This is a genomic window from Streptomyces sannanensis, from assembly GCF_039536205.1.
Classification (GTDB): Bacteria; Actinomycetota; Actinomycetes; order Streptomycetales; family Streptomycetaceae; genus Streptomyces; species Streptomyces sannanensis.
Window position 1 is genome coordinate 1,472,100 of record NZ_BAAAYL010000001.1, and the last position, 21,507, is coordinate 1,493,606.

Annotated in this window: 21 protein-coding genes and 1 riboswitch; of the genes, 10 read left to right on the forward strand and 11 right to left on the reverse strand. The window is 70.7% G+C overall.

Translation table 11 applies throughout. The features are described 5' to 3' along the window. Positions 1 to 94: 94 nt before the first annotated feature. The gene (locus ABD858_RS06785) at positions 95 to 1,720 is read right to left on the reverse strand and encodes a solute symporter family protein (RefSeq protein WP_345035223.1); all 1,626 of its coding nucleotides are present in this window, start codon (positions 1,718 to 1,720) and stop codon (positions 95 to 97) included. Then, positions 1,717 to 2,109, reverse strand: coding sequence for a DUF485 domain-containing protein (locus ABD858_RS06790; protein WP_345035224.1), 393 nt, complete (start codon positions 2,107 to 2,109; stop codon positions 1,717 to 1,719). The genes ABD858_RS06785 and ABD858_RS06790 overlap by 4 nt, the downstream gene beginning before the upstream one ends. 237 nt (positions 2,110 to 2,346) lie before the next feature. Here ABD858_RS06790 and ABD858_RS06795 point away from each other — a divergent pair, with 237 nt between their 5' ends. Then, the gene (locus ABD858_RS06795) at positions 2,347 to 3,912 is read left to right on the forward strand and encodes a S8 family serine peptidase (RefSeq protein WP_345035225.1); all 1,566 of its coding nucleotides are present in this window, start codon (positions 2,347 to 2,349) and stop codon (positions 3,910 to 3,912) included. 70 nt (positions 3,913 to 3,982) lie between these two features. Here ABD858_RS06795 and ABD858_RS06800 read toward each other — a convergent pair whose 3' ends face one another. The 3 genes from ABD858_RS06800 to ABD858_RS06810 all read right to left on the reverse strand — a co-directional run bounded on the left by ABD858_RS06800 (position 3,983) and on the right by ABD858_RS06810 (position 6,886). Next, a complete protein-coding gene (locus ABD858_RS06800; RefSeq protein WP_345035226.1) occupies positions 3,983 to 5,026 on the reverse strand; it encodes a zinc-dependent alcohol dehydrogenase family protein in 1,044 nt (347 codons plus the stop codon). A 26-nt stretch (positions 5,027 to 5,052) separates the two neighbouring features. Continuing rightward, positions 5,053 to 5,664 carry a lysoplasmalogenase gene (locus ABD858_RS06805; protein ID WP_345044318.1) on the reverse strand — a complete coding sequence of 204 codons (612 nt, stop codon included), beginning with the start codon at positions 5,662 to 5,664 and terminating at the stop codon, positions 5,053 to 5,055. 505 nt (positions 5,665 to 6,169) lie between these two features. Beyond that, entirely contained in the window at positions 6,170 to 6,886 is a 717-nt protein-coding gene (locus ABD858_RS06810; RefSeq protein WP_345035227.1) for a VIT1/CCC1 transporter family protein, read from the reverse strand. Between the two features lie 18 nt (positions 6,887 to 6,904). Between ABD858_RS06810 and ABD858_RS06815 the strand changes: the two genes are divergently transcribed. The 6 genes from ABD858_RS06815 (at position 6,905) to ABD858_RS06840 (ending at position 12,009) form a co-directional block, all read left to right on the forward strand. Further along, complete coding sequence (locus tag ABD858_RS06815; RefSeq protein WP_345035228.1) at positions 6,905 to 7,126, forward strand: hypothetical protein; 222 nt, start codon at positions 6,905 to 6,907, stop codon at positions 7,124 to 7,126. A 44-nt stretch (positions 7,127 to 7,170) separates the two neighbouring features. Then, positions 7,171 to 8,160: a DEDDh family exonuclease gene (locus ABD858_RS06820; protein ID WP_345035229.1), complete on the forward strand. Its 990-nt coding sequence runs from the start codon at positions 7,171 to 7,173 to the stop codon at positions 8,158 to 8,160. Between the two features lie 63 nt (positions 8,161 to 8,223). Beyond that, on the forward strand, positions 8,224 to 8,457 hold the full coding sequence (locus ABD858_RS06825) for a hypothetical protein (RefSeq protein WP_345035230.1): 234 nt from the start codon (positions 8,224 to 8,226) through the stop codon (positions 8,455 to 8,457). Between the two features lie 188 nt (positions 8,458 to 8,645). Then, complete coding sequence (locus ABD858_RS06830) at positions 8,646 to 9,434, forward strand: SURF1 family cytochrome oxidase biogenesis protein (RefSeq protein WP_345035231.1); 789 nt, start codon at positions 8,646 to 8,648, stop codon at positions 9,432 to 9,434. A gap of 30 nt (positions 9,435 to 9,464) precedes the next feature. After that, the gene (locus ABD858_RS06835) at positions 9,465 to 11,249 is read left to right on the forward strand and encodes a glycoside hydrolase family 15 protein (RefSeq protein ID WP_345035232.1); all 1,785 of its coding nucleotides are present in this window, start codon (positions 9,465 to 9,467) and stop codon (positions 11,247 to 11,249) included. 4 nt (positions 11,250 to 11,253) lie between these two features. Then, positions 11,254 to 12,009, forward strand: a complete 756-nt coding sequence (locus ABD858_RS06840; RefSeq protein WP_345035234.1) for an SDR family oxidoreductase — start codon at positions 11,254 to 11,256, stop codon at positions 12,007 to 12,009. A gap of 27 nt (positions 12,010 to 12,036) precedes the next feature. On the opposite strand, the gene ABD858_RS06845 is transcribed toward ABD858_RS06840, so the two are convergent. From ABD858_RS06845 to ABD858_RS06870, 6 genes are all read right to left on the reverse strand, one after another. Then, positions 12,037 to 12,828: an enoyl-CoA hydratase/isomerase family protein gene (locus ABD858_RS06845; RefSeq protein WP_345035235.1), complete on the reverse strand. Its 792-nt coding sequence runs from the start codon at positions 12,826 to 12,828 to the stop codon at positions 12,037 to 12,039. Between the two features lie 114 nt (positions 12,829 to 12,942). Beyond that, a complete protein-coding gene (locus ABD858_RS06850) occupies positions 12,943 to 13,164 on the reverse strand; it encodes a helix-turn-helix domain-containing protein (protein WP_006123601.1) in 222 nt (73 codons plus the stop codon). A 357-nt stretch (positions 13,165 to 13,521) separates the two neighbouring features. Continuing rightward, a complete protein-coding gene (gene abc-f, locus ABD858_RS06855; protein ID WP_345035236.1) occupies positions 13,522 to 15,120 on the reverse strand; it encodes a ribosomal protection-like ABC-F family protein in 1,599 nt (532 codons plus the stop codon). A gap of 273 nt (positions 15,121 to 15,393) precedes the next feature. Further along, on the reverse strand, positions 15,394 to 16,779 hold the full coding sequence (locus ABD858_RS06860; protein ID WP_345035237.1) for a hypothetical protein: 1,386 nt from the start codon (positions 16,777 to 16,779) through the stop codon (positions 15,394 to 15,396). Between the two features lie 76 nt (positions 16,780 to 16,855). Beyond that, positions 16,856 to 17,983: an alpha/beta hydrolase gene (locus ABD858_RS06865; protein ID WP_345035238.1), complete on the reverse strand. Its 1,128-nt coding sequence runs from the start codon at positions 17,981 to 17,983 to the stop codon at positions 16,856 to 16,858. A gap of 36 nt (positions 17,984 to 18,019) precedes the next feature. After that, positions 18,020 to 18,673, reverse strand: a complete 654-nt coding sequence (locus ABD858_RS06870) for a class II aldolase/adducin family protein (protein ID WP_345035240.1) — start codon at positions 18,671 to 18,673, stop codon at positions 18,020 to 18,022. A gap of 119 nt (positions 18,674 to 18,792) precedes the next feature. Here ABD858_RS06870 and ABD858_RS06875 point away from each other — a divergent pair, with 119 nt between their 5' ends. From ABD858_RS06875 to ABD858_RS06885, 3 genes are all read left to right on the forward strand, one after another. Further along, entirely contained in the window at positions 18,793 to 19,539 is a 747-nt protein-coding gene (locus ABD858_RS06875; protein WP_345035241.1) for a lysozyme, read from the forward strand. 146 nt (positions 19,540 to 19,685) lie between these two features. After that, positions 19,686 to 20,927 (forward strand): inorganic phosphate transporter, encoded by a 1,242-nt coding sequence (locus tag ABD858_RS06880; RefSeq protein WP_345035243.1) that lies wholly within the window; start codon positions 19,686 to 19,688, stop codon positions 20,925 to 20,927. 13 nt (positions 20,928 to 20,940) lie between these two features. After that, positions 20,941 to 21,168: a hypothetical protein gene (locus ABD858_RS06885; RefSeq protein ID WP_345035244.1), complete on the forward strand. Its 228-nt coding sequence runs from the start codon at positions 20,941 to 20,943 to the stop codon at positions 21,166 to 21,168. A 136-nt stretch (positions 21,169 to 21,304) separates the two neighbouring features. Further along, positions 21,305 to 21,435, forward strand: a riboswitch (cobalamin riboswitch). Positions 21,436 to 21,507 lie beyond the last annotated feature (72 nt).

Below are 21,507 nucleotides of genomic sequence, written 5' to 3' on the forward strand. Positions count from 1 at the left end.
ACATCGACAGGGGCCCGTTTGCCACGAGGCACGACAGCGGCCGCGTCGTAGGACTCTTCGACGCGGCCGCTGTCGTGCCTGTGACGTTCTCTCCTCAGTGGGCGCCGACGCCCGTGAGGGACTTGACCTCCAGTTCCGCGTACTTGCCCGCGTCGGGCTCCTCCTTGGAGAGAAGCGATCCGAGCCAGCCGAGCAGGAAGCCCAGCGGGATGGAGACCAGGCCCGGGTTCTCCAGCGGGAACCAGTGGAAGTCGACGTCCGGGAACATCGAGGTGGGCTTGCCGGAGACGACCGTCGAGAACAGCACCAGCACCACCGAGGTGATCAGTCCGCCGTAGATGGACCAGAGCGCTCCCCGGGTGGTGAACCGCTTCCAGAAGAGGCTGTAGAGGATCGTCGGCAGATTCGCGGAGGCCGCGACCGCGAAGGCGAGCGCGACCAGACCGGCCACGTTCAGATCGCGGGCGAAGGCGCCGAGGACGATGGCGACGGCACCGATGAAGACGGTCGCCCAGCGGGCCGCGCGGACCTCTTCCTTCTCGGTGGCCCTCCCCTTGCGGATGACGTTGACGTAGAGGTCGTGTGCGAAGGAGGAGGAAGAGGCGAGGGTGAGTCCGGCGACGACGGCGAGGATGGTCGCGAAGGCGACCGCGGAGATCACCGCGAGCAGGATCGCGCCGCCGGTGGAGTCGGCGCCGCCGCCGATCTCCTGGGCGAGCAGCGGTGCGGCCGTGTTTCCGGCCTTGTTGGACGCGATGATGTCGTTCCGGTCGAGCAGCGCGGCGGCGCCGAAGCCGAGCGCGATGGTCATCAGATAGAAGCCGCCGATGATGCCGATCGCCCAGTTCACGGACTTGCGGGCGGCCTTGGCCGTGGGCACCGTGTAGAAGCGGATCAGGATGTGGGGCAGTCCCGCCGTGCCCAGGACCAGGGCGATGCCGAGCGAGAGGAAGTCCAGTTTCGAGGTGCCGGTGGCACCGTACTTGAGGCCCGGCTCCAGGAACGCGGCACCCTGGCCGCTGTTCTCGGCGGCCTTGCCGAGCAGGTCGGAGATGTCGAAGTCGAACTTGAGCAGCACCAGGAAGGTGATCAGCAGGGTACCGGCGATGAGCAGCACGGCTTTCACCATCTGGACCCAGGTGGTGCCCTTCATGCCGCCGATGGAGACGTACACGATCATCAGTACGCCGACCAGGGCGACGACCCCGATCTTTCCGGCGTCGCTGGTGATGCCGAGCAGCAGCGAGACCAGGACGCCGGCGCCCGCCATCTGCGCGAGCAGATAGAAGATCGACACCACGATGGTGGAGGTGCCCGCGGCGGTACGCACCGGGCGCTGGCGCATGCGGTACGCGAGCACGTCACCCATGGTGTAGCGACCTGAGTTGCGCAGCGGTTCCGCGACCAGCAGCAGCGCCACCAGCCAGGCGACCAGGAAGCCGATGGAGTACAGGAAGCCGTCGTACCCGAAGAGGGCGATGGCGCCGGCGATACCGAGGAAGGACGCCGCGGACATGTAGTCGCCGGAGATGGCCAGGCCGTTCTGGAAGCCGGAGAACTGCCGTCCGCCCGCGTAGAAGTCGGCGGCGTTCTTGGTCTGCCGGCCGGCCCAGATCGTGATGCCGAGCGTGGCGACGACGAACAGCCCGAAGAGCGTGATGATCAGCGGCCGGTGCTCACTCGCACCCGCGGCGGCCAGCTGGACGGTGTACGTGTTCATGCGTCGGCCTCCGCGCGCTCCTGATGCATCGCCAGCTCCATCTGCGCCTTGATCGCATCGGCCCGCGGGTCGAGCTTCGCGGCGGCGTGCCGCGAGTAGAGCCAGGCGATGAGGAACGTGGTGGCGAACTGGGCGACGCCGAGGACGAGCGCCACATTGATGTTGCCGAACAGCTTGGTTCCCATGAAGTCGCCCGCGTAGTTGGACAGCAGGACGTACAGCAGGTACCAGGCGACGAAGGCGACGGTGAGCGGGAAGGCGAAGGAGCGGTGGGTGCGGCGCAGTTCGCCGAATTCCGCACTCCGCTGCATGGCGGCGAACGCCTCTGTCGTCGGCTGGGCAGGACTGGTGCCCGGGCCGCCCGGGGGCGGCGGCGCTTCGGTGGCCACGGAATCTCCTCGCGATGCGGATGCGATGGGACGGACAAAGCGGACCTTGCTGTCGGGGGCCGCTCGTGCGGGACCCCCTGTCAACGGCACGGAGCACACGGCGAAGCGGTTCAACCTCCTTTTTTTCTCCGCAGAGTCATTGATCCGGTCCGGATATCGACGATAGGTTCGCCCGACATGCTCACGTCCAACCGCCATCCACGGATGGGCGGTTCTTTGGGATGATGTGGAGAACCCATGGCTCATCTGGGATCGAGGCGGCGTCGCGTACTCGCGCTGCCCGCCGGTCTGGCGCTCACCGCTTCGCTCGGTTTCCTCCCCGGGATGGCGTCCGCCGCCCCACAGGACGCCCTGCCGGCCGCCGCGGCCACCACCTTCAACGGCCCGAAGATGTCGTACGTCGTCAACACCACCCCCGTACACAGCACGGGTGTGGTGCGCCGGGCGATAGCCCAGGCCGGCGGCACGATCGTGACGTCGTACGACCGAATAGGCGTGATCGTCGTCCACTCCTCGAACCCGGACTTCGCGAAGACCATTCGCAACACCCCGGGCGTCGAGTCGGCCGGCGCGACCCGCACCGCCCCGCTCCAGTCCGTCGCCACGACCGAGGAGGGCGGCACCGAGCTGCTGACCGCCGAGGAGGCCGCCAAGGCCGCCGAGGCCGCGGGCCCGGGCCAGGAGCCGATGGAGCCCAACCAGTGGGACATGCGCGCCATCCAGGCCGACGAGGCCAGCAAGATCAACGATGGCAGCCCCTCGGTCACCGTCGGCGTGATCGACACCGGTGTCGACGACACCCACGAGGACCTCAAGGCGAACTTCTCCAAGGAGCAGTCGGCCAGCTGCGTCGGTGGCGTGGCGAACACCACCGAGGGTGCCTGGCGTCCGTACCCGGGCCCCCAGGGCAGTGACCACGGCACCCACGTCGCCGGTACGATCGCCGCCGCCCGCAACGGCATCGGCGTCACCGGTGTCGCCCCCGGTGTCAAGGTGGCCGGCATCAAGGTCAGCGAGCCCGGCACCAGCCTCTTCTACACCGAGGCGGTCGTCTGCGGCTTCATGTGGGCCGCCGAGCACGACATCGACGTGACCAACAACAGCTACTACGTCGACCCCTGGTACTTCAACTGCAAGGACGACCCGGACCAGAAGGCCCTGCTCGACGCCGTCACCCGCGCCACGAAGTACGCCGAGCGCAAGGGCGTCCTCAACGTCGCCGCGGCGGGCAACGAGAACTACGACCTGGCGTCGTACGAGATCCTGGACCAGTCCAGCCCGAACGACACCACTCCGGGGCCGCGCACCATCGACCCCCACAAGTGCTTCGACATCCCGACCCAGCTGCCGGGCGTCGTCACGGTGTCCTCGACCGGCTCCAAGGGCTTCAAGTCGTACTTCTCCAGCTTCGGCCTCGGAGTCGTCGACGTGTCCGCCCCCGGTGGCGACAAGTGGCAGATCCCGGACACCCCGGACGGAAACAGCTCCGACCCCGTCATCCGCGGCAACGCGGGCCGTGTGCTCTCGACAGTCGTGAACGGCCAGTACGGCTACAAGCAGGGCACCTCGATGGCCACCCCGCATGTCGCGGGCGTCGCCGCGCTGCTGAAGAGCACGCACCCGAAGGCCACCCCCGCGCAGCTGCAGGAGATGCTGAAGGCCCAGGCCGTCAACCCGGGTTGCCCGACGAAGGTCTACAACTCGGCCGGCAAGCTGATCGACGCCACGACCTGCCAGGGCGACGACCAGGTGAACGGCTACTACGGCCACGGCATCGTCAACGCCCTGAACGCCGTCAAGTAGTCATTTCCGCGCCTCTGCACGATCGGGGCCGGACGGGAAGCACTTCCCGTCCGGCCCCGTCGTCATGGCGTCACGGCTTGACCAGCACCTTCAGCGCGGTCCGCTCGTCCATCGCCCGGTAGCCCTGGGGCACACCGCCCAGACCGACCGTCATGTCGAAGACCGGCGACGGGTCGATCGTCCCGTCCAGCACGTCGGGCAGCAGCTCCGGGATGTACGCCCGCACCGGCGCGACCCCGCCGCGCAGCGCGATGTTCCGGTCGAACATCACGCTCAGGTCCAGGCCGATGCCGCTGCCGTGCGGCACACCCACATAGCCGATGGCGCCGCCGTCCCTGGCGATGCCGACCGCGGTACGCATGGACTGCTCGGTGCCCACCGCCTCGATGACCGCGTGCGCGCCGTGCCCGCCGGTGAGCTCCCGCACGGCCGCGACGGCTGCCTCGCCGCGCTCGGCGACCACATCGGTCGCGCCGAAGCCCCGCGCGATGTCCGTACGCACCCGATGGCGACCCAGTGCGATGATCCGCTCGGCACCGAGCCGCTTGGCGGCCAGCACCCCGCACAGTCCGACCGCGCCGTCACCGACGACCGCGACGGTGGCCCCGGGGCGTACGCCCGCGCCCACCGCCGCGTGATGCCCGGTGCCCATCACATCGGAGAGCGCGAGCAGCGCGGTCAGCAGCCGGTCGTCGGAGGCCGCCTCGGCGGGCAGCTTGACCAGAGTGCCGTCGGCGAACGGCACCCGGACCGCCTCGCCCTGGCCGCCGTCGGAGCCGACCGAGCCCCAGAATCCGCCCTGCGGGCAGGAGGTCTGCAGTCCCTCGGCGCAGTACTCGCAGGTGCCGTCCGACCAGACGAAGGGCGCCACGACCAGGTCACCGGGCGCGAAGCCGTTCACCTCGGTCCCGGCCTGCTCGACCACGCCCAGGAACTCATGGCCGATCCGCTGCCCGGGCTGCCGTGCCGACTCACCGCGGTACGCCCACAGGTCACTGCCGCAGATACAGGCCCGCAGCACTCGGACGACGGCGTCGGTGGGCTGCCGCACGACCGGGTCCGGCACATCCTCGACCCGGATGTCCTTGGGGGCGTGAATGACCGTGGCGCGCATGAGGCGGATCCTTACTGGTCAGAGATTCAGTCGATGGCTGGTCCCCCACCGTACGTCTGCCGCAGCACTCCCGCGGCCAGGAGGTACTGCGCCCCAAGATAGGTCAGCATGATCCAGAAATCCGGCACCGGGAGTTGCGGCCAGTCGGCGACCCCGGTTGCGATGAGCGTGTCGGAGAGCAGGAACAGCGCCCCGCCCACGCCCGCGACGGCCCCGAGGCCGGCGGACCGCAGGGCCATGGCGGCGAGCAGCAGCGAGTAGCCGGCGACGGGGACGCGCAGGTCGGCGGGCAGGTCGGGCCAGAGCAGCGCGACGGTGCCGACGAGGGCGACGGTGTATCCGGCGGCGAGCGGCCGCCGGGTGCGGCGGCCGGCGAAGAGGATCAGGTAGCAGATGTGGCCGGCGGCGAAGGATCCCATCCCGCCCAGGAACGCCGCGTCGGCGTCGGAGAGCAGCAGTACGTCGCCGCCCCAGCCGAAGAGCAGCGCGGCGATCAGCATTCGGGGCGCGCGGTGGAGCGCCGCGTATCCGGCGAGCAGCGGCATCAGCAGCGGCTTGGCGATGGTGTGCCCGGTCTCGGATCCCGCGAGCAGGGCGGCTAGGTCGGCGAGGGCCGCCACGGCGAAGGCGACGAGCAGCGCATCGGCGCCACCGCGCCGGGCCGTGGCACTGGAGCGTCCTTCGAGGGGTGCCCCCGATCGCCGGACGGGCTGGATTTTCGCACCCTCCGAAGCCGGGGCGGGCGACCGGTCCAGCGGGACGGTCGGCGCCGACTGCCGACCCGGGCCGCGGAAGACGCGGCCCGCGCGCTCGTGCCAGGTCGTCGCGGCGCGTACGTCGCGGGCGATGGCGGCGTACTCATGGGCGGCGACCCGGAGGTTGCCCAGGCCCGTGCCGATGCTGGTGGCGGCGTCCTTGGTCTCGTATCCGGCGGCGTCCTCGTCGGGACGCAACCGGATGCTCACCATCCCGACGCCGGTGAGCAGCACGAAGGCCGGTATGGACCACAGCACGGCATCGGGCAGGTTCGGCGGCATGCCAGCACCGTAGAGGCGCGGTGTCGGCCGAGGCCAGAGAGGTTACCCACAAGTATGTCAGACGTGTTGTCCCTGTCTCTTTGGCGGCTTTCGACAAGTCGAGGCTTCATACCCCCGCCGCACCCAGCAGCGACCCCGCCCCGTACGTCACCGCCATCGCCATCGCGCCGCCGGCGGCGTTGCGCAGGACCGCGGGGCCCGCCGGGGCCGTGCCGAGGCGGGCACTGGCCCAGCCGGTGAGGACCAGGGCCGCCAGGACGGACAGGACCGTGACCAGGAGGCGCCAGCCGGCGGGCGGGAGGACGATCGCCAGCAGCGGGAGCAGGGCGCCCGCCGTGAAGGCGAGGAAGCTGGCGCCCGCGGCGTGCCAGGGGTTGGTGAGCCGGTCGGGGTCGATGCCGAGTTCGACGCGGGCGTGGGCGCGCAGGGCGTCGCGTTCGGTGAGCTGCTCGGCGGCCTCGCGGGCCACCTCGGGGCTGAGCCCGCGCTCCTCCAGCATGCCGGTGAGCTCGTCGAGTTCGGCCTGTGGCTGTTCCCGCAGTTCCCGCTTCTCCTGGGCGAGGGCTGCCCTCTCGGAGTCCCTCTGGGTGGAGACCGACACATATTCGCCCGCCGCCATCGACATGGATCCGGCGAGCAGCCCGGCCAGGCCCGCGGTCAGCAGTGCGGCTCGCGAGTCGGTGGCCCCGGCGACGCCGACGACAAGGCCCGCGGTGGACACGACGCCGTCGTTGGCGCCGAGTACGGCGGCCCGCAGCCAGTTCAGGCGCTCACCGAGGAAGCCGCCGCCGTGGACCTCGTCGTGGGACGGTGCATCAGTCACGCGGGGAGGGTCTCATCCGTGCTCTCACCGGACCCGTACCGACCCGCCACGGGCGAAGGCCGACCGGACGCGGCTGCTGCCGAAGAGGCGGCGGGCAAGCGGGGGTTCCTGGCCACGGTGCACGGGACGGCGACTCCCAAGGGCGCGGAGGGGACGGTGTACCGGCTGTTTCCGGGGCGAGTTGACGGCTCGGGCCTGCGGCGGGTCACCGCGGGCGACCTCGTGGCGGATCCGGGCTGATCCATGGGTGGGGCCATCGCTGTCGGTGGCGGCCCGTATTCTCTGTGACCATGCTCGACGACCGCACGACCGCAGCAGCGCCATGGCCGACCGCGTACCCGCAGGGGTACGCGGTCGTCGACGTGGAGACCACCGGCCTCGCCCGGGACGACCGGATAGTGTCGGCTGCCGTCTACCGGCTGGACGCCCAGGGCAATGTCGAGGACCACTGGTACACGCTGGTCAATCCGGAGCGCGACCCCGGGCCGGTGTGGATTCATGGCCTGACCGGCGACATGCTCGAAGGCGCGCCGCTGTTCGGCGAGATCGCGAACGAGTTCTCGGCCCGACTGGCGGACCGGGTGCTGGTGGCGCACAACGCCATCTTCGACTGGCAGATGATCGCCAGGGAGTACGCCCGCGCACAGCGCACCGCGCCCGTGCAGCAGCGGCTGTGCACCATCGCCCTGTCCAAGGAGCTGGCGCTGCCGCTGCCCAACCACAAGCTGCAGTCGCTGGCCGCGCACTTCGGAGTCGTACAGCAGCGTGCGCACCACGCGCTCGACGACGCGCGGGTACTGGCCGAGGCGTTCCGGCCGAGTCTGCACGCGGCGGCCGAGCGGGGCGTACGGCTGCCGCTGCTGGAGTGCCGGCCGCTCACCGAGTGGTCGGACGCGCCGGCCGCGCCGAGGATCGGCTATCAGGCGTCGTACCGTCACAACAGCTGGCGGCCGTCCCGCAAGCGGCCGCCGTGCCCGTACCCCAACCCCGGGCGGTACGAACCGGACCAACCGCTCGTGCAGGGTATGAGGGTGGCGTTCTCGGGTGACACATCGGTGGACCGCGAGCTGCTGGAGGACCGGGCGACCGAGGCCGGGCTGCATGTGGCGTGCAGTGTGTCCCGGCTCACCAGCCTGCTGGTCACCAACGATCCGGACTCCGCGACGTCCAAGACCGTCAAGGCCAAGTCCTTCGGCACCCCGGTCGTCGACGAGGCCGCTTTCACCCAGTTGCTGCGGGACGTGGCCCCGGCACGCTCCTCGGCAGACGGGTGATTGACGGACGACTCGCCCGCCGACCGCTCGCCCGTCGCCGTCGCGCGCCGCACGCTGTGGCGCATGGCACGTTGTGAGGTCTGCGGAAACGACTACGGCATGACGTTCGAGGTGCACGCGCAGGGCGCGGTGCACGTCTTCGACTGCTTCTCCTGCGCCATTCACCGCATGGCGCCCATCTGTGAGCACTGCAAGTCACGGATCATCGGCCAGGGCGCGGAGGTCGAGGGCAAGTTCTACTGCGGCGCCCACTGCGCCCGCGCGGAAGGGAAGGTGGGCGTCGTCGACCACGTCTGAGCTCCCGGAACCTGTGAGGCACAGGCCCCCCGGCGGGACCCTCCCCCACTCTCGGCCTCTCCCCCAAGCTCTCGGCTTCTCCCCCTGCTCGGCTTTGCTCGAGCAGGGGGGACCCCCACGAGCAGGAGGGACCCCCGAGCAGGGGCCCCCGTCCGGGGGGCCGTCGCGCGCCAGGTAACGTCGACGCCGTGTACCGCTTCCTGTTGTCCCGGCAGTGGGTGATCCTCACCCTCGTGGCCCTCGCCCTCATCCCCGTGATGATCGAGCTGGGCTTCTGGCAGTTGCACCGCCACGAGAAGCGGGTCGCGCAGAACACCCTCATCTCCGGCAACCTGGCGGCGAAGCCGGTCCCCGTGACCGAGCTCACCTCCCCCGGGCACACCGTCCCGCGCGCCGACTACTGGCGTCCGGTGACCGCCACCGGTACGTACGACGCCGCCCACGAGGTCGTCGTACGCCGCAGGACCTCCGCCGACGAGCAGGTCGGCTACCACGTACTGACCCCGCTGGTGCTGCGCGACGGACAGGCGGTACTGGTCGACCGGGGCTGGATCCCCTTCGCCGCCGACCAGGAGGCGTTCCCGGAGATCCCGCCCGCGCCCCGCGGCGAAGTCACCGTCGCCGGCCGGCTGAAGGCCGATGAGACGACCGCCGCCAGCGGCATCAAGGACCTGCGTGATCTGCCGCCCCGCCAGATCATGCTGATCAACAGCGAGCAGCAGGCCGAGGCCCTCGGCCGCCCCGTGCTCGGCGGCTACCTCGAACTGACCGCGCCCGCGCCCCGGGGAGGCACCCCCCAACTGATCCCGGCGCCCGACGACAGTTCCATCGGCCCGCACATGGCGTACGCCGTCCAGTGGTGGCTGTTCGCCGCCGCGGTACCCCTCGGGTGGGTGATTCTGGTACGTCGCGAAAAGCGCGACCGGGCCGCAGGGCAGCAGGACACACAGGCAGAGCCTGTCTCCGTGACTGCTTAGCCGCACGTCACGGCGGGAACACGCCAGAGCGTGACGCTACGCATCGAGGACTACGCCCTGATCGGCGATCTGCAGACCGCCGCGCTGGTCGGCAGGGACGGCTCCATCGACTGGCTGTGCCTGCCCCGTTTCGACTCGGCGGCCTGCTTCGCCGCGCTGCTCGGCACCGAGGAGAACGGACACTGGCGGATCGCCCCGGCGGGCGCCGGGAACTGCGCCCGGCGCCGCTACATCGACGACTCCCTGATCCTCGAGTCGGTCTGGGAGACCCGCACCGGCACCGTCAAGATCATCGACTTCATGCCGCAGCGCGACCGCGCCCCCGATGTCGTGCGCATCGTGGAGGGCGTCAGCGGTGCGGTGGAGATGAGCAGCACGCTGCGACTTCGTTTCGACTACGGCGCGATCGTGCCCTGGGTGCGCCGCACGGACGGCCATCGCGTGGCGGTCGCGGGCCCCGACTCGGTGTGGCTGCGCAGCGAACCCGAGGTGAAGACCTGGGGCCAGCACCTCAGCACCCGGTCGTCGTTCACCGTCGGCGCGGGCGAGAAGGTGGCGTTCATCCTCAGCTGGCATCCCTCGCACGAGCCGCGGCCGAAGCTCGTCGACCCCCATGAAGCACTGGTCCAGAGCCTGGAGGACTGGCGGAAGTGGTCCGCGCGCTGCACCTACCAAGGCCCCTACCGCGAGGCCGTCATGCGTTCCCTCATCACGCTGAAGGCGCTCACCTACGCCCCGACCGGAGGCATCGTCGCGGCCCCCACCACCTCCCTGCCCGAGGACCTCGGCGGCGTACGCAACTGGGACTACCGCTACTGCTGGCTGCGCGACTCCACCCTCACCCTCGGCGCGCTGATCTCGGCCGGGTACAACGAGGAGGCCGCGGCCTGGCGCGACTGGCTGCTGCGCGCGGTCGCAGGTGACCCGGCGGACCTCCAGATCATGTACGGGCTGGGCGGTGAACGGCGGCTGCCCGAAACGGAGCTGCCCTGGCTGCGCGGCTATTCCGGCTCCGCGCCGGTCCGCATCGGCAATGCCGCGGCCGGCCAGCTCCAGCTCGATGTGTACGGCGAAGTCATCGACTCCCTCCATCTCACCCGCCAGTCCGGCATCCCGCCCGAGCGGCACGCCTGGAACATCGAACTCAGCCTGCTCGGCTACCTGGAGTCCCGCTGGCGCCGGCCCGACGAGGGCCTGTGGGAGGTGCGCGGGCCGCGCCGCCACTTCGTGCACTCCAAGGTGATGGCCTGGGTCGCCGCCGACCGCGCGGTACGCACGCTCGAATCGGACCCCCTGCTGCGTGGGGACGTGGAGCGATGGCGGCGGATGCGGGACGAAGTGCACCAGGAGGTGTGCGAGAAGGGCTACGACCCGGTGCGCAACACCTTCACGCAGTCGTACGGGTCGAGAGAGCTGGACGCCGCCACCCTGCTCATTCCGCAGGTGGGCTTCCTGCCGGCGGACGATCCGCGGGTCGTCGGGACCGTCGACGCGGTATGGGCCGGACTGGGCCACCGGGGCCTGGTGCGCCGCTACGACACCTCGGCAACCCAGGTCGATCCCCTGCCCGGCTCCGAGGGCACCTTCCTGGCCTGCTCGTTCTGGCTGGTCGACGCGCTCCGGCGGACGGGACGGCCCGACGAGGCCCACGAACTCTTCGAGCAGCTGCTGGGACTGTGCAACGACGTCGGACTGCTCTCCGAGGAGTACGACCCGGTGGCCGGGCGGCAGCTCGGCAACTTCCCGCAGGCGTTCAGCCATATCGGCCTGGTGACGGCCGCCCTCGCCCTGTCGGGGGAGGAGACGGCAGGATAGACGCATGGATCTTGGACTGAAGGACCGCGTCTACATCCTCACGGGTGCCACCCGGGGACTGGGGTTCGCCTCCGCGCGCGAGCTGGCCGCGGACGGCGCGAAGGTCGTCGTCAGCGGCCGCGACGAGAAGTCCGCCGCCGATGCGGCGGACCGGCTCGGCCCGAATGCGCTCGGTGTCGTCGCGGACAACGCGGACCCGGGTGCGGCGGACCGGCTGATCGGTTTCGCGCGGGAACGTTTCGGCCGTGTCGACGGCGTGCTGATCAGCGTCGGCGGGCCGGCGCCCGGCTTCGTCGCCGACAACACGGACCAGCAGTGGCAGTCGGCCTTCGAGGCGGTCTTCCTCGGCGCGGTACGGATGGCCCGCTCGGCGGCCGCCACGCTCGGCGAGGGCGGGGTCATCGGCTTCGTACTGTCCGGTTCGGTCCACGAGCCCATCCCGGGCCTCACCATCTCCAACGGCCTGCGGCCGGGGCTGGCCGGCTTCGCCAAGTCCCTGGCCGACGAACTCGGCCCGCGAGGTATCCGCGTGGTCGGTCTGCTGCCGTCCCGTATCGACACGGACCGAGTCCGGGAACTGGATGCGCTGTCGGCCGACCCGGACGCGACACGGGCCGACCACGAATCCCGGATCCCGCTGCGCCGCTACGGCACCCCGGAGGAGTTCGGCCGCGCCGCCGCGTTCCTGCTCTCGCCGGCCGCGTCGTATCTGACGGGCGTGATGCTCCCGGTCGACGGCGGTGCGCGGCGCGGTTTCTAGTGCCGCGGTGGGACGCCGACGCGCCGCTCAGTCCCCGAGGCCCGCGAGGTCGCGGAGCCGGCGGGCCTGAGCGGCGCGTTCAGCGGTGCGCTGCTCGTCGTACGTACGCCGCGTCGCCCCCAGCAGCAGGGCCTTCGTCTCGATGGCCGCGTCACGCGGGGCCGCGAGCAGGGCGGCTGTCAGGTCACGTACCGCGGCGTCGATTTCACCGTCCGCGACGACCAGGTTGGCGAGGCCGGTCCGCTCGGCCTCCTCCGCGTGGACGAAGCGGCCCGTGGCGCAGATTTCCAGCGCGCGGGCATACCCGACCAGCGAGACGAGCGGGTGGGTACCCGTGAGATCGGGCACCAGCCCGAGGCTCGTCTCGCGCATGGCGAATTGCACGTCCTCTGCGACGACCCGCAGGTCGCAGGCGAGGGCGAGCTGGAAACCGGCACCGATCGCATGGCCCTGGACAGCGGCGATCGAAATCAGGTCACTCCGACGCCACCAGGTGAACGCCTCCTGGTACTCGGCGATGACCGCGTCCAGCTCCGCGTCGGAGCCGCGCGCCAGGTCGAGGAAGGAGGGCTCGCCGTCGAAGCCTTCGGGGGTGAAGGCCTGACGGTCCAGGCCCGCGGAGAAGGACTTGCCCTCACCGCGCAGTACGACGACCCGCACGCTGCCGGGAAGCGCGCGCCCGGCCTCGGTCAGTGCCCGCCACAGCGCGGGCGACTGGGCGTTGCGCTTGGCCGGGTTGGTCAGGGTCACCGTGGCGACCGCGTCCTCGACGGTGAGACGTACGCCGTCCTTGTCGAGCACTGTGTCGATCGATGCCATGGGGCGCCTCCGGTTTCGGGTGCAGCAGCCATCACTAAGTGACTGAACAGTAACCACCCGGTCAACCCCACGGCCGACCGGGTGGCCACCGCCGAAACCGGCGAAGCCTTCGGGTCAGGCCGAGGCGGCCTTCTTACCTCGTGTCGCTCCGCCCCGACCCCGGAGCGTGACTCCGGACTCGCTGAGCATCCGGTGAACGAATCCGTAGGAGCGGCCGGTCTCCTCGGCCAACGCCCGGATGCTCGCACCGGAGTCGTACTTCTTCTTCAGGTCTGCCGCGAGCTTGTCGCGCGCGGCGCCGGTCACCCGGCTGCCCTTCTTCAGAGTCTCGGCCACCCGTGCCTCCTCATGGGAAGTGCGCTCTGGACTCTCATGATCACCCCTCTGCGCCTTCCTGGCCACCCATTCGGCAAGGTCCGTACAACAAGCTTTTCCGGACGTGACGGGGCCCTCCCGCACGGAATGAGGGATTCCGGCAGTTCACGGATACGCAACGTGACGCGCCTCACACTGAATCGGCAGGTCAGCGCTCTGGACCGGGCCGGGACACGCGAAGGCCCGCCCCGCGAGGGACGGGCCTCACTTCGCCACGCGGCGCGCCGTGGTACGAGAAGCGCTCACTCAGATGAAGGATCACCCATGGGCCGAATGATCCATACGGTGTTGATCAGAGCTGTGGATCACGGTCGCGGATCAGGCCAGGGCGACGAGATCCGCGTAGTCCGCGCCCCACAGGTCCTCGACACCGTCCGGCAGCAGGATGATCCGCTCCGGCTGGAGTGCGTCCACGGCGCCCTCGTCGTGCGTGACGAGGACGACCGCGCCCTTGTAGGTGCGCAGGGCCCCGAGGATCTCCTCGCGGCTGGCCGGGTCGAGGTTGTTGGTGGGCTCGTCCAGCAGCAGCACATTGGCCGAGGAGACGACCAGGGTGGCCAGCGCGAGCCTGGTCTTCTCGCCGCCGGAGAGCACTCCGGCGGGCTTGTCGACGTCGTCGCCCGAGAACAGGAAGGAGCCCAGGACCTTGCGGACCTCGACCAGGTCCATGTCGGGTGCGGCTGAGCGCATGTTCTCCAGGACCGTACGGTCCGGGTCGAGGGTCTCGTGCTCCTGGGCGTAGTAGCCGAGCTTGAGGCCGTGGCCCGGGGTGACCTCTCCGGTGTCGGGCTGCTCGACCCCGCCGAGGAGGCGCAGCAGTGTGGTCTTGCCGGCGCCGTTGAGGCCGAGGATGACGACCCGGGAGCCCTTGTCGATGGCCAGGTCGACATCCGTGAAGATCTCGAGCGAGCCGTACGACTTGGACAGTCCCTCCGCGGTCAGCGGGGTCTTGCCGCAGGGCGCGGGGTCGGGGAAGCGCAGCTTGGCGACCTTGTCGGACTGGCGGACCTCCTCCAGGCCGGACAGCAGCCTTTCGGCCCGCTTGGCCATGTTCTGCGCGGCGACGGTCTTGGTGGCCTTGGCGCGCATCTTGTCGGCCTGGGCGTTGAGCGCGGCGGCCTTCTTCTCGGCGTTCTGCCGCTCGCGCTTGCGGCGCTTCTCGTCGGCCTCGCGCTGCTGCTGGTACAGCTTCCAGCCCATGTTGTAGACGTCGATGGTGGAGCGGTTGGCGTCCAGGTAGAAGACCTTGTTGACCACCGTTTCGACGAGGTCGACGTCGTGGGAGATGACGATGAAGCCGCCGCGGTAGGTCTTGAGGTAGTCGCGCAGCCAGACGATCGAGTCGGCGTCGAGGTGGTTGGTGGGCTCGTCCAGCAGCAGGGTGTCGGCGTCGGAGAAGAGGATCCGGGCCAGCTCGATCCGGCGGCGCTGACCGCCGGAGAGCGTGTGGAGCGGCTGGCCGAGCACCCGGTCGGGCAGGCCGAGGGCGGCGGCGATGGTGGAGGCCTCGGCCTCGGCGGCGTAACCACCCTTGGTGAGGAACTCGGTCTCCTGGCGCTCGTACTGCTTCAGCGCCTTCTCGCGGGTGGTGCCCTGGCCGTTGGCGATGCGGTCCTCGTTCTGCCGCATCTTGCGGATCAGCACGTCGAGGCCGCGGGCGGAGAGGATGCGGTCGCGAGCCAGGACGTCGAGGTCGCCGGTGCGCGGGTCCTGCGGCAGATAGCCGACCTCTCCGGAACGGGTGATGGCGCCCGCGGCGGGGACGCCCTCGCCCGCGAGGCACTTGGTGAGCGTGGTCTTGCCCGCGCCGTTGCGGCCGACGAGGCCGATGCGGTCGCCCTTGGCGACACGGAAGGAGGCGGACTCGATGAGGACTCGGGCGCCGGCGCGCAGCTCGATGCCGGAGGCGGTGATCACGGAAAAACTCCTGGGCGGTGTGGACGGCGGAAGGGGCGGACGGTCAGCTTCTACGCCGTCTGTCGCGCGAGGAGATTAGCCATACGAAGCAGTTTAACGGGGGCGCACAACCGGTTTTGCAGGCCGAAGGTCCCGGCCCGCTCTTCGACCGGACCGTTGTCATGCCGGGCGCCATGGTGAGATCCGGGTCACACTCGATGACGGACGCCGGCCCGGTGGAGTCCACGTCGTCGTCGACGCTGTGGACGCCCACGTACGTCCCCGGCTCGGCGCTCACACTCCGCCGGTGTGCACCTGGAAGGCCGCCCGTCGGACGGCCTTGGCCAGGGCGGGGTCGGGGTGCGCGGCCGCCAGCGCGACCAGCACCTGCACCGTGCGGGGGTGGCCGATGGCCCGTACCTCGTCCAGCAGGGCGGGGACGGTGCCCTGGACCGCGGAGTCGAGATGCCTGACCAGCAGCTCGCTCTCCCCGTGGTCGGCGACGGCCGCGGCGGTGTCCACCCAGAGCCAGGTCGCCTCTTCCCGGGTGAGCACCTCGGGGGCGTCATCGGGGTCGTGGCCCTCGTGCTCCGCCAGCCAGAGCAGGGCGTAGGGGCGCAGCGGGGATTCGTCGGCGGCGGCCCGCACCTCGGCCTCGGCAGGGGCACCGACGACGCGCAGCGCCTCGAAGGCGAGTCCGCGCAGCAGCGCGTCCTCTCCCCGGGCGACCGCCAGGAGTTCGGTGACGGCGGTCCCGACCGGGCGCGCGGCCAGCCAGGCCCGGTACTCCGCGCGGGCCGGTCCCGGGGTGAGCCGGGCACAGCCGCGGAGCATGTCCTCGGCGGACTGCTCGATATTGCCGGCGGGGCTCTGGGCCGCCACACAAATCTGTTCGAGCTTCACCCACACGGCCCAGTTGCCGAGCGGGGTGAGGGTCGCCTGGCTCGGCCCGAGGGTGAGGGCGCCGACCGCGGCCAGGCCCTCGAGTGCCCAGTCCAGCAGGGCGGCCAGGGGGACGGCGACGGCGGCCTCGGGCGCGGGCTGCGGCTCGTACGGGACTTCGCAGCGCTCCTCGCGCAGTTCGGCGACGCGCTGCTCGAGCAGATCGAGCAGAACCGGGACCGTCACGGGACCGGCCGAGAGCTGAAGAAGGGAGAGCACCTGGGGAACGGCTTCGACGACCTCGGCGAGGGCGGTGGGGACGACTCCGTCGGGGGCCGGGTGGACCAGTGACCACGCGTCGAAGAGGGCGACCCAGCCGCGCAGGACCGCGGCGTCGTCGCGGTCCCAGGCGCGCAGTCGCCAGCCCGGGCGTGCGGTGTCACCGTGCAGCTCGACGAGACCGGCGAGCCGGGCCCGGTCCCAGTCGGCCCGTGCCCGGTCCGGCGTCAGCGACAGCTCGGCGGCGGCCCACCGGGCGGCCTCGGCGGAGAGAGTTCCGGCCGGGCCGGGACGCGGGGCGGCGCCGCGTCCGCGCTCGGCATCCGCCCAGCGGGCGATCCGCACCGCGTCGGCGAGCACCAGTCTGGCCTGGCGGGCCAGTTCTCGCGGAGCGGGAGTGCCCTCGGGCGGTCGTGGAGCCGGCCGGGTACGCCGGTTGGTCACCGCCTTGCGTGCGGTGGCCAGGGGTCGTGAGCGGACAAGTCGAAGCCTGGAGTCGCGCGGGGTACGGGACGTCACGGGTGCAGTCTTCCCGTTGACGGCCCGAAAGCCCAATCGGAACCGGTCTTCCCGCCCGGCCGGGGCGTTTCCGCCGTCAGGCGAGCGGTACCAGGAAGCGGCGGAGGGCCTCTTCGTAGCGGGCCGGGGCGGCATTCCACATGGAGGCGTGCGGGGCGTCCGCGATGGTCTGCAGAGTGACCAGTTCGGGACGGCGGGCGGCGAGTTCCGCGGACGGCTCCCAGCGGGCCAGGGTGTCGCCCGGGCCGTGGAAGAGCAGTGTGGGGACGCGCAGACGCTCCGGGTCGGCGGCCTCGATCAGACGGTCACCGTGCAGCCCGGTCCGGTCCTCGGCGGACCGGACCGCGAGCGGCAGCAGGGCGAGAGGTGTGCGATGGGCGGAGGCGAGGGCCCGGAGGGTGGCTTCCCGGTCCAGGACGGGGGAGTCCAGCACCAGACCGCAGATCCGGTCGCGGACGTCCGAGTCCAGCGCGGCGCGCAGGGCCATCGAGGCACCTGTGGACCAGCCGAGGAGGACGATGCGCTGCGCGCCCTGTCGCACGGCGTGACGGATGGCCGCGTTCAGGTCGTACCACTCGGAGTCACCGAGATGAGTGAGCCCGTCAGGGGGTTTCGGGGCACCGGGGTCGCCCCGGTAGGCGAGGACGATCACCGGGAAGCGGCGGCGGTGCAGGAACTCCAGGATGTTCAGGGCATGCTCCCTGGTGGTGCCCAGCCCGTGCACGGCGATGATCCAGGTGCCGCGCGCTCCCGGGACGAACCAGGCCGGCAGAGGTCCCAGTTCACCGGAGATCTCGATGTCGTGGTAGTTGATGCCGAGGGCACTGCGCGGATTGCCGTGGTGGATCTGCGGGGTGAGCCGTACCTTGTCGCCGGGGGCCAGGGTGCCCCGGCTGACGCGTTCCAGCCGACGCACGACGGTGTCGGCGGGGCGTGGCGCCGATTCGAGGACGTCACCGATGATCGCGTGGGTCTGCGGCCCCTCCAGCCCGTATGTACCGGGGCGCAGTGAGGCGAGGCAGCGGGTCAGGGTGATCCGGCCGGGTGCCGTGGCGTGCACGGTGAGCCAGGGATCGGCGGGCAGGGGACGCCCGGTCTGTGTCTTGAGGGCGGCGTCTCCGGCGTAGCGGCCGGCCACGACGGCCGCCGCGCCGATGCCTATCAGGGTGGTGACGGCCGCTGCCGTCGCTGTAGCGGGGCGCACCTTTCCAGTGTCGGCGCGAGCGGGTGCGGCTGCCAGTCAGCGGGACTGTCCGTATCCGCGCAGTTGCTCGGCGGCGGCCTCGAGCTGACCGGAAGTGAGCAGGCTGGGCGTGTGTCCGGGAACCGCGCTCGCGGTGAGCCAGAGGCGGGACATCCATTCGAGCTGGGCGGTGCGGTCGTAGGCTTGGTCGAGGGTGTCGCCGTAGGTGACGGTGCCGTGGTTCTGGAGGAGGCATCCGGTGCGGTTGTCCAGAGCGCGCAGCATGTTCTCGGCCAACTCCTCGGTGCCGTAGAGGGCGTACGGAGCCACGCGCACCGGGCCGCCGAGGGCCGCCGCCATGTAGTGGACGGGCGGGAGCTCGGACACGAGCGTGGAGACGGCGGTGGCGTGTACGGCGTGGGTGTGGACGACGGCCCGGGCGTCGGTCTTCCGGTAGAGCGCGAGGTGCAGGGGCAGCTCGCTGGTGGGCCTGAGCTCTCCGATCGCCTGACGCCCGGCGAGGTCGACGGCGACGGTGTCCCGGGGGCCGAGCCGGTCGTAGGGGACACCGCTCGGTGTGATCAGTACGAAGTCGCCGGCCCTCGCCGACACATTGCCCGAGGTGCCGACGACCAGGCCCTCGGCGGCGGTTCTGCGGGCTGTCGTCACCAGTTCCGCCCAGGTGCGTTCGATCTCCTCGCGATCGCTCATGCGTGCGAGTCTGCCAGCTCCGCACCCGCTCGGCCATTGGCCGGAGATCGACGGACATCACGGGATCTTCCATTAGCCTCTGGGAGATTTGTCATGCACGTTGCCATCCGGGGGGAAGCATGGCCCGTGATCACAAACCGACCTTTCGGCGTACCCGGATGCTGGCGGCGTCCGCGGCGGTGCTGACCCTGGGGGGAGTCGCCCTGACCGAACTTCCGGCGGCCTCCGCCGCGGGCAAGCCACGGGGGCACGATGTCTCGTCGCACCAGAAGGACGTGGACTGGAGCGAGGCGAAGCAGAAGGGCGCCGAGTTCGTCTACGTCAAGGCGACCGAATCGCACACCTATCGCAATCCGTATTTCGGCCGGCAGTACAACGGCTCGCGCGGGGCCGGGATCATCCGCGGCGCCTATCACTTCGCCGTCCCCGACAAGTCCGGGGGCAAGCAGCAGGCCCGCTTCTTCGTGAGCAACGGGGGCGGATGGCGGTCGGACGGCTGGACCCTGCCGCCGGCCGTGGACCTGGAAGGCAATCCGTACGGCCGGAACAAATGCTACGGGCTGAGCGCGCCCGCGATGGTCTCCTGGATCAAGGCGTTCAGCGACGAGGTCAAGCGGCGGACCGGTCGCAGGCCCGTCATCTACACCACCACCCACTGGTGGAACGAGTGCACCGGCAGGAGCACGGCATTCGGCGCGGGTCACGCGCTGTGGCTCGCCCGCTACGGCTCCTCACCGGGGGCACTGCCGGCCGGCTGGTCGTACTGGACCATCTGGCAGCACGACAACGGCAGCGGAAGCCTGCCGGGTGACCAGAATCTCTTCAACGGCTCCCTGGGCCGGCTGAAGAAGTTCGCAAAGCACTGACAAGCCCGGCGATACCGCCGCTTCGGACATAAACGGAGCGGCGGCACCCGCTCGAGGACACTGCCGAGCCCGATCCAGTTCACCTTCCGTTCACCCAGGTTGCCTACGTTCAACCAGCCACTGACGTCAAACGATTGCCTGGGTAAATGGAACACATAACGCTGCTGCTTGCGATTGTGGTCGTAACAGCTCTCGTGTTCGATTTCACGAACGGTTTCCACGACACCGCGAACGCGATGGCGACGACCATCTCGACCGGTGCCCTCAAGCCCAAGACGGCGGTGGCCATGTCCGCCGCGCTCAACCTCGTCGGCGCGTTCCTGTCCGTGGAGGTCGCCAAGACGATCTCCGGCGGGATCATCAACGAGGAAGGCATCAGGACAGAAGTGATCTTCGCGGCGCTCGTCGGCGCCATCCTGTGGAATCTGGTGACCTGGCTGCTGGGCCTGCCGTCCAGCTCCTCCCACGCACTGTTCGGCGGTCTCATCGGCGCCACCCTCATGTCGGTCGGCGCCTCCGGCGTCAACGCTCCCGTCATCGTCACCAAGGTGCTGATCCCGGCCGTCGCCGCCCCGGTCGTCGCCGGTCTGGCCGCGATGCTGGCCACCAGGCTGACATACAGGATCGGCAGCCGTACGGACGAGAAGGCCACGGCCAAGGGCTACCGCGCGGGCCAGATCGCCTCCGCCGGTCTCGTCTCCCTCGCCCACGGCACCAACGACGCCCAGAAGACCATGGGTGTCATCACCCTCGCCCTGGTCACCGGCGATGTGCTCGCCCCCGGCTCCAACCCTCCCCTGTGGGTCATCGTCTCGGCCGGCACGGCCATCGCCCTCGGCACCTACCTCGGCGGCTGGCGGATCATCCGCACCATGGGCAAGGGCCTCACCGACCTCCAGCCGCAGCAGGGCTTCGCGGCCCAGACCAGCGCCGCGACGGTCATCCTGGCCTCCTCCCACCTGGGCTTCTCCCTCTCCACCACGCAGTCCTGCTCCGGCGCCGTGATGGGCGCGGGCCTCGGCCGCAGGGGCGGTGTGGTCCGCTGGTCCACGGCCACCCGGATGTTCATCGCCTGGGGCCTGACCCTCCCCGCCGCCGGCCTCGTCGGCGCCGCCGCCGAGCTCCTCACCTCCCAGGGCGCCTGGGGCGTCGCCGTCGTCGCGGTCCTGCTGATCGCCGGCTCCGCCGCCATCTGGGCGCTGTCCCGCCGCAAGCCGATCGACCACACCAACGTCACCCACGACGACACCGCCGAGCAGGCGGAGCCCGCGGGCGTCGTGACCACCGCCGTCGCGGCCGTCACCCCGCCGCCCGCCGGCGACCTCAAGGCCACCATCCCGGCCCCGGCGGCCACCACCCCCGAGCCGCCGCAGCCCGCCACGGTGTAAGGAAAGAATCGACATGGACATCGACTGGGCAGCTCTCGGCTCCGTCTTCGGAGTCAGCCTCATCGTCACCGTGGGCCTGGTGGGCCTGTTCACCCTCGGCATCGTCGGTCTGGCCGCGAAGCCCGCGGAGGGCCCGTCCGCCGGCTCCGGCTCGGTGGCGCTGAAGCGCACCGGTGCCTACGTCTGCTTCGCGCTGTGCGCGGCAGCGGTCTCGTACGGCATCTACCTGATCGTCGCCTGACGTCGGCCGGTCCTGCAGGCTCGGACGCCCCCGAACGGATCTCCGTTCGGGGGCGTCACTTCGTCGCAGGTCAAAGGCAAGTTGACGGGCGTTCGGGGGGCGTGGTGGACTGCCGGGGCCAAGTACGGCGGCAGAAGAGGAAGCCGGTGCGAATCCGGCGCGGTCCCGCCACTGTCACCGGGGAGCGCTCCTCCACATCGGACGTCACGGCCTGCCGACGCAGGCTGGAAGGCCGGAGGAACCGCGGATCCGGGAGCCAGGAGACTCTCGCCGCCGGTCACGTCGAACCAGGGCGCGGACCCTGAGTGAGGACACACCGCCATGCGCGCCGCAGAGCTG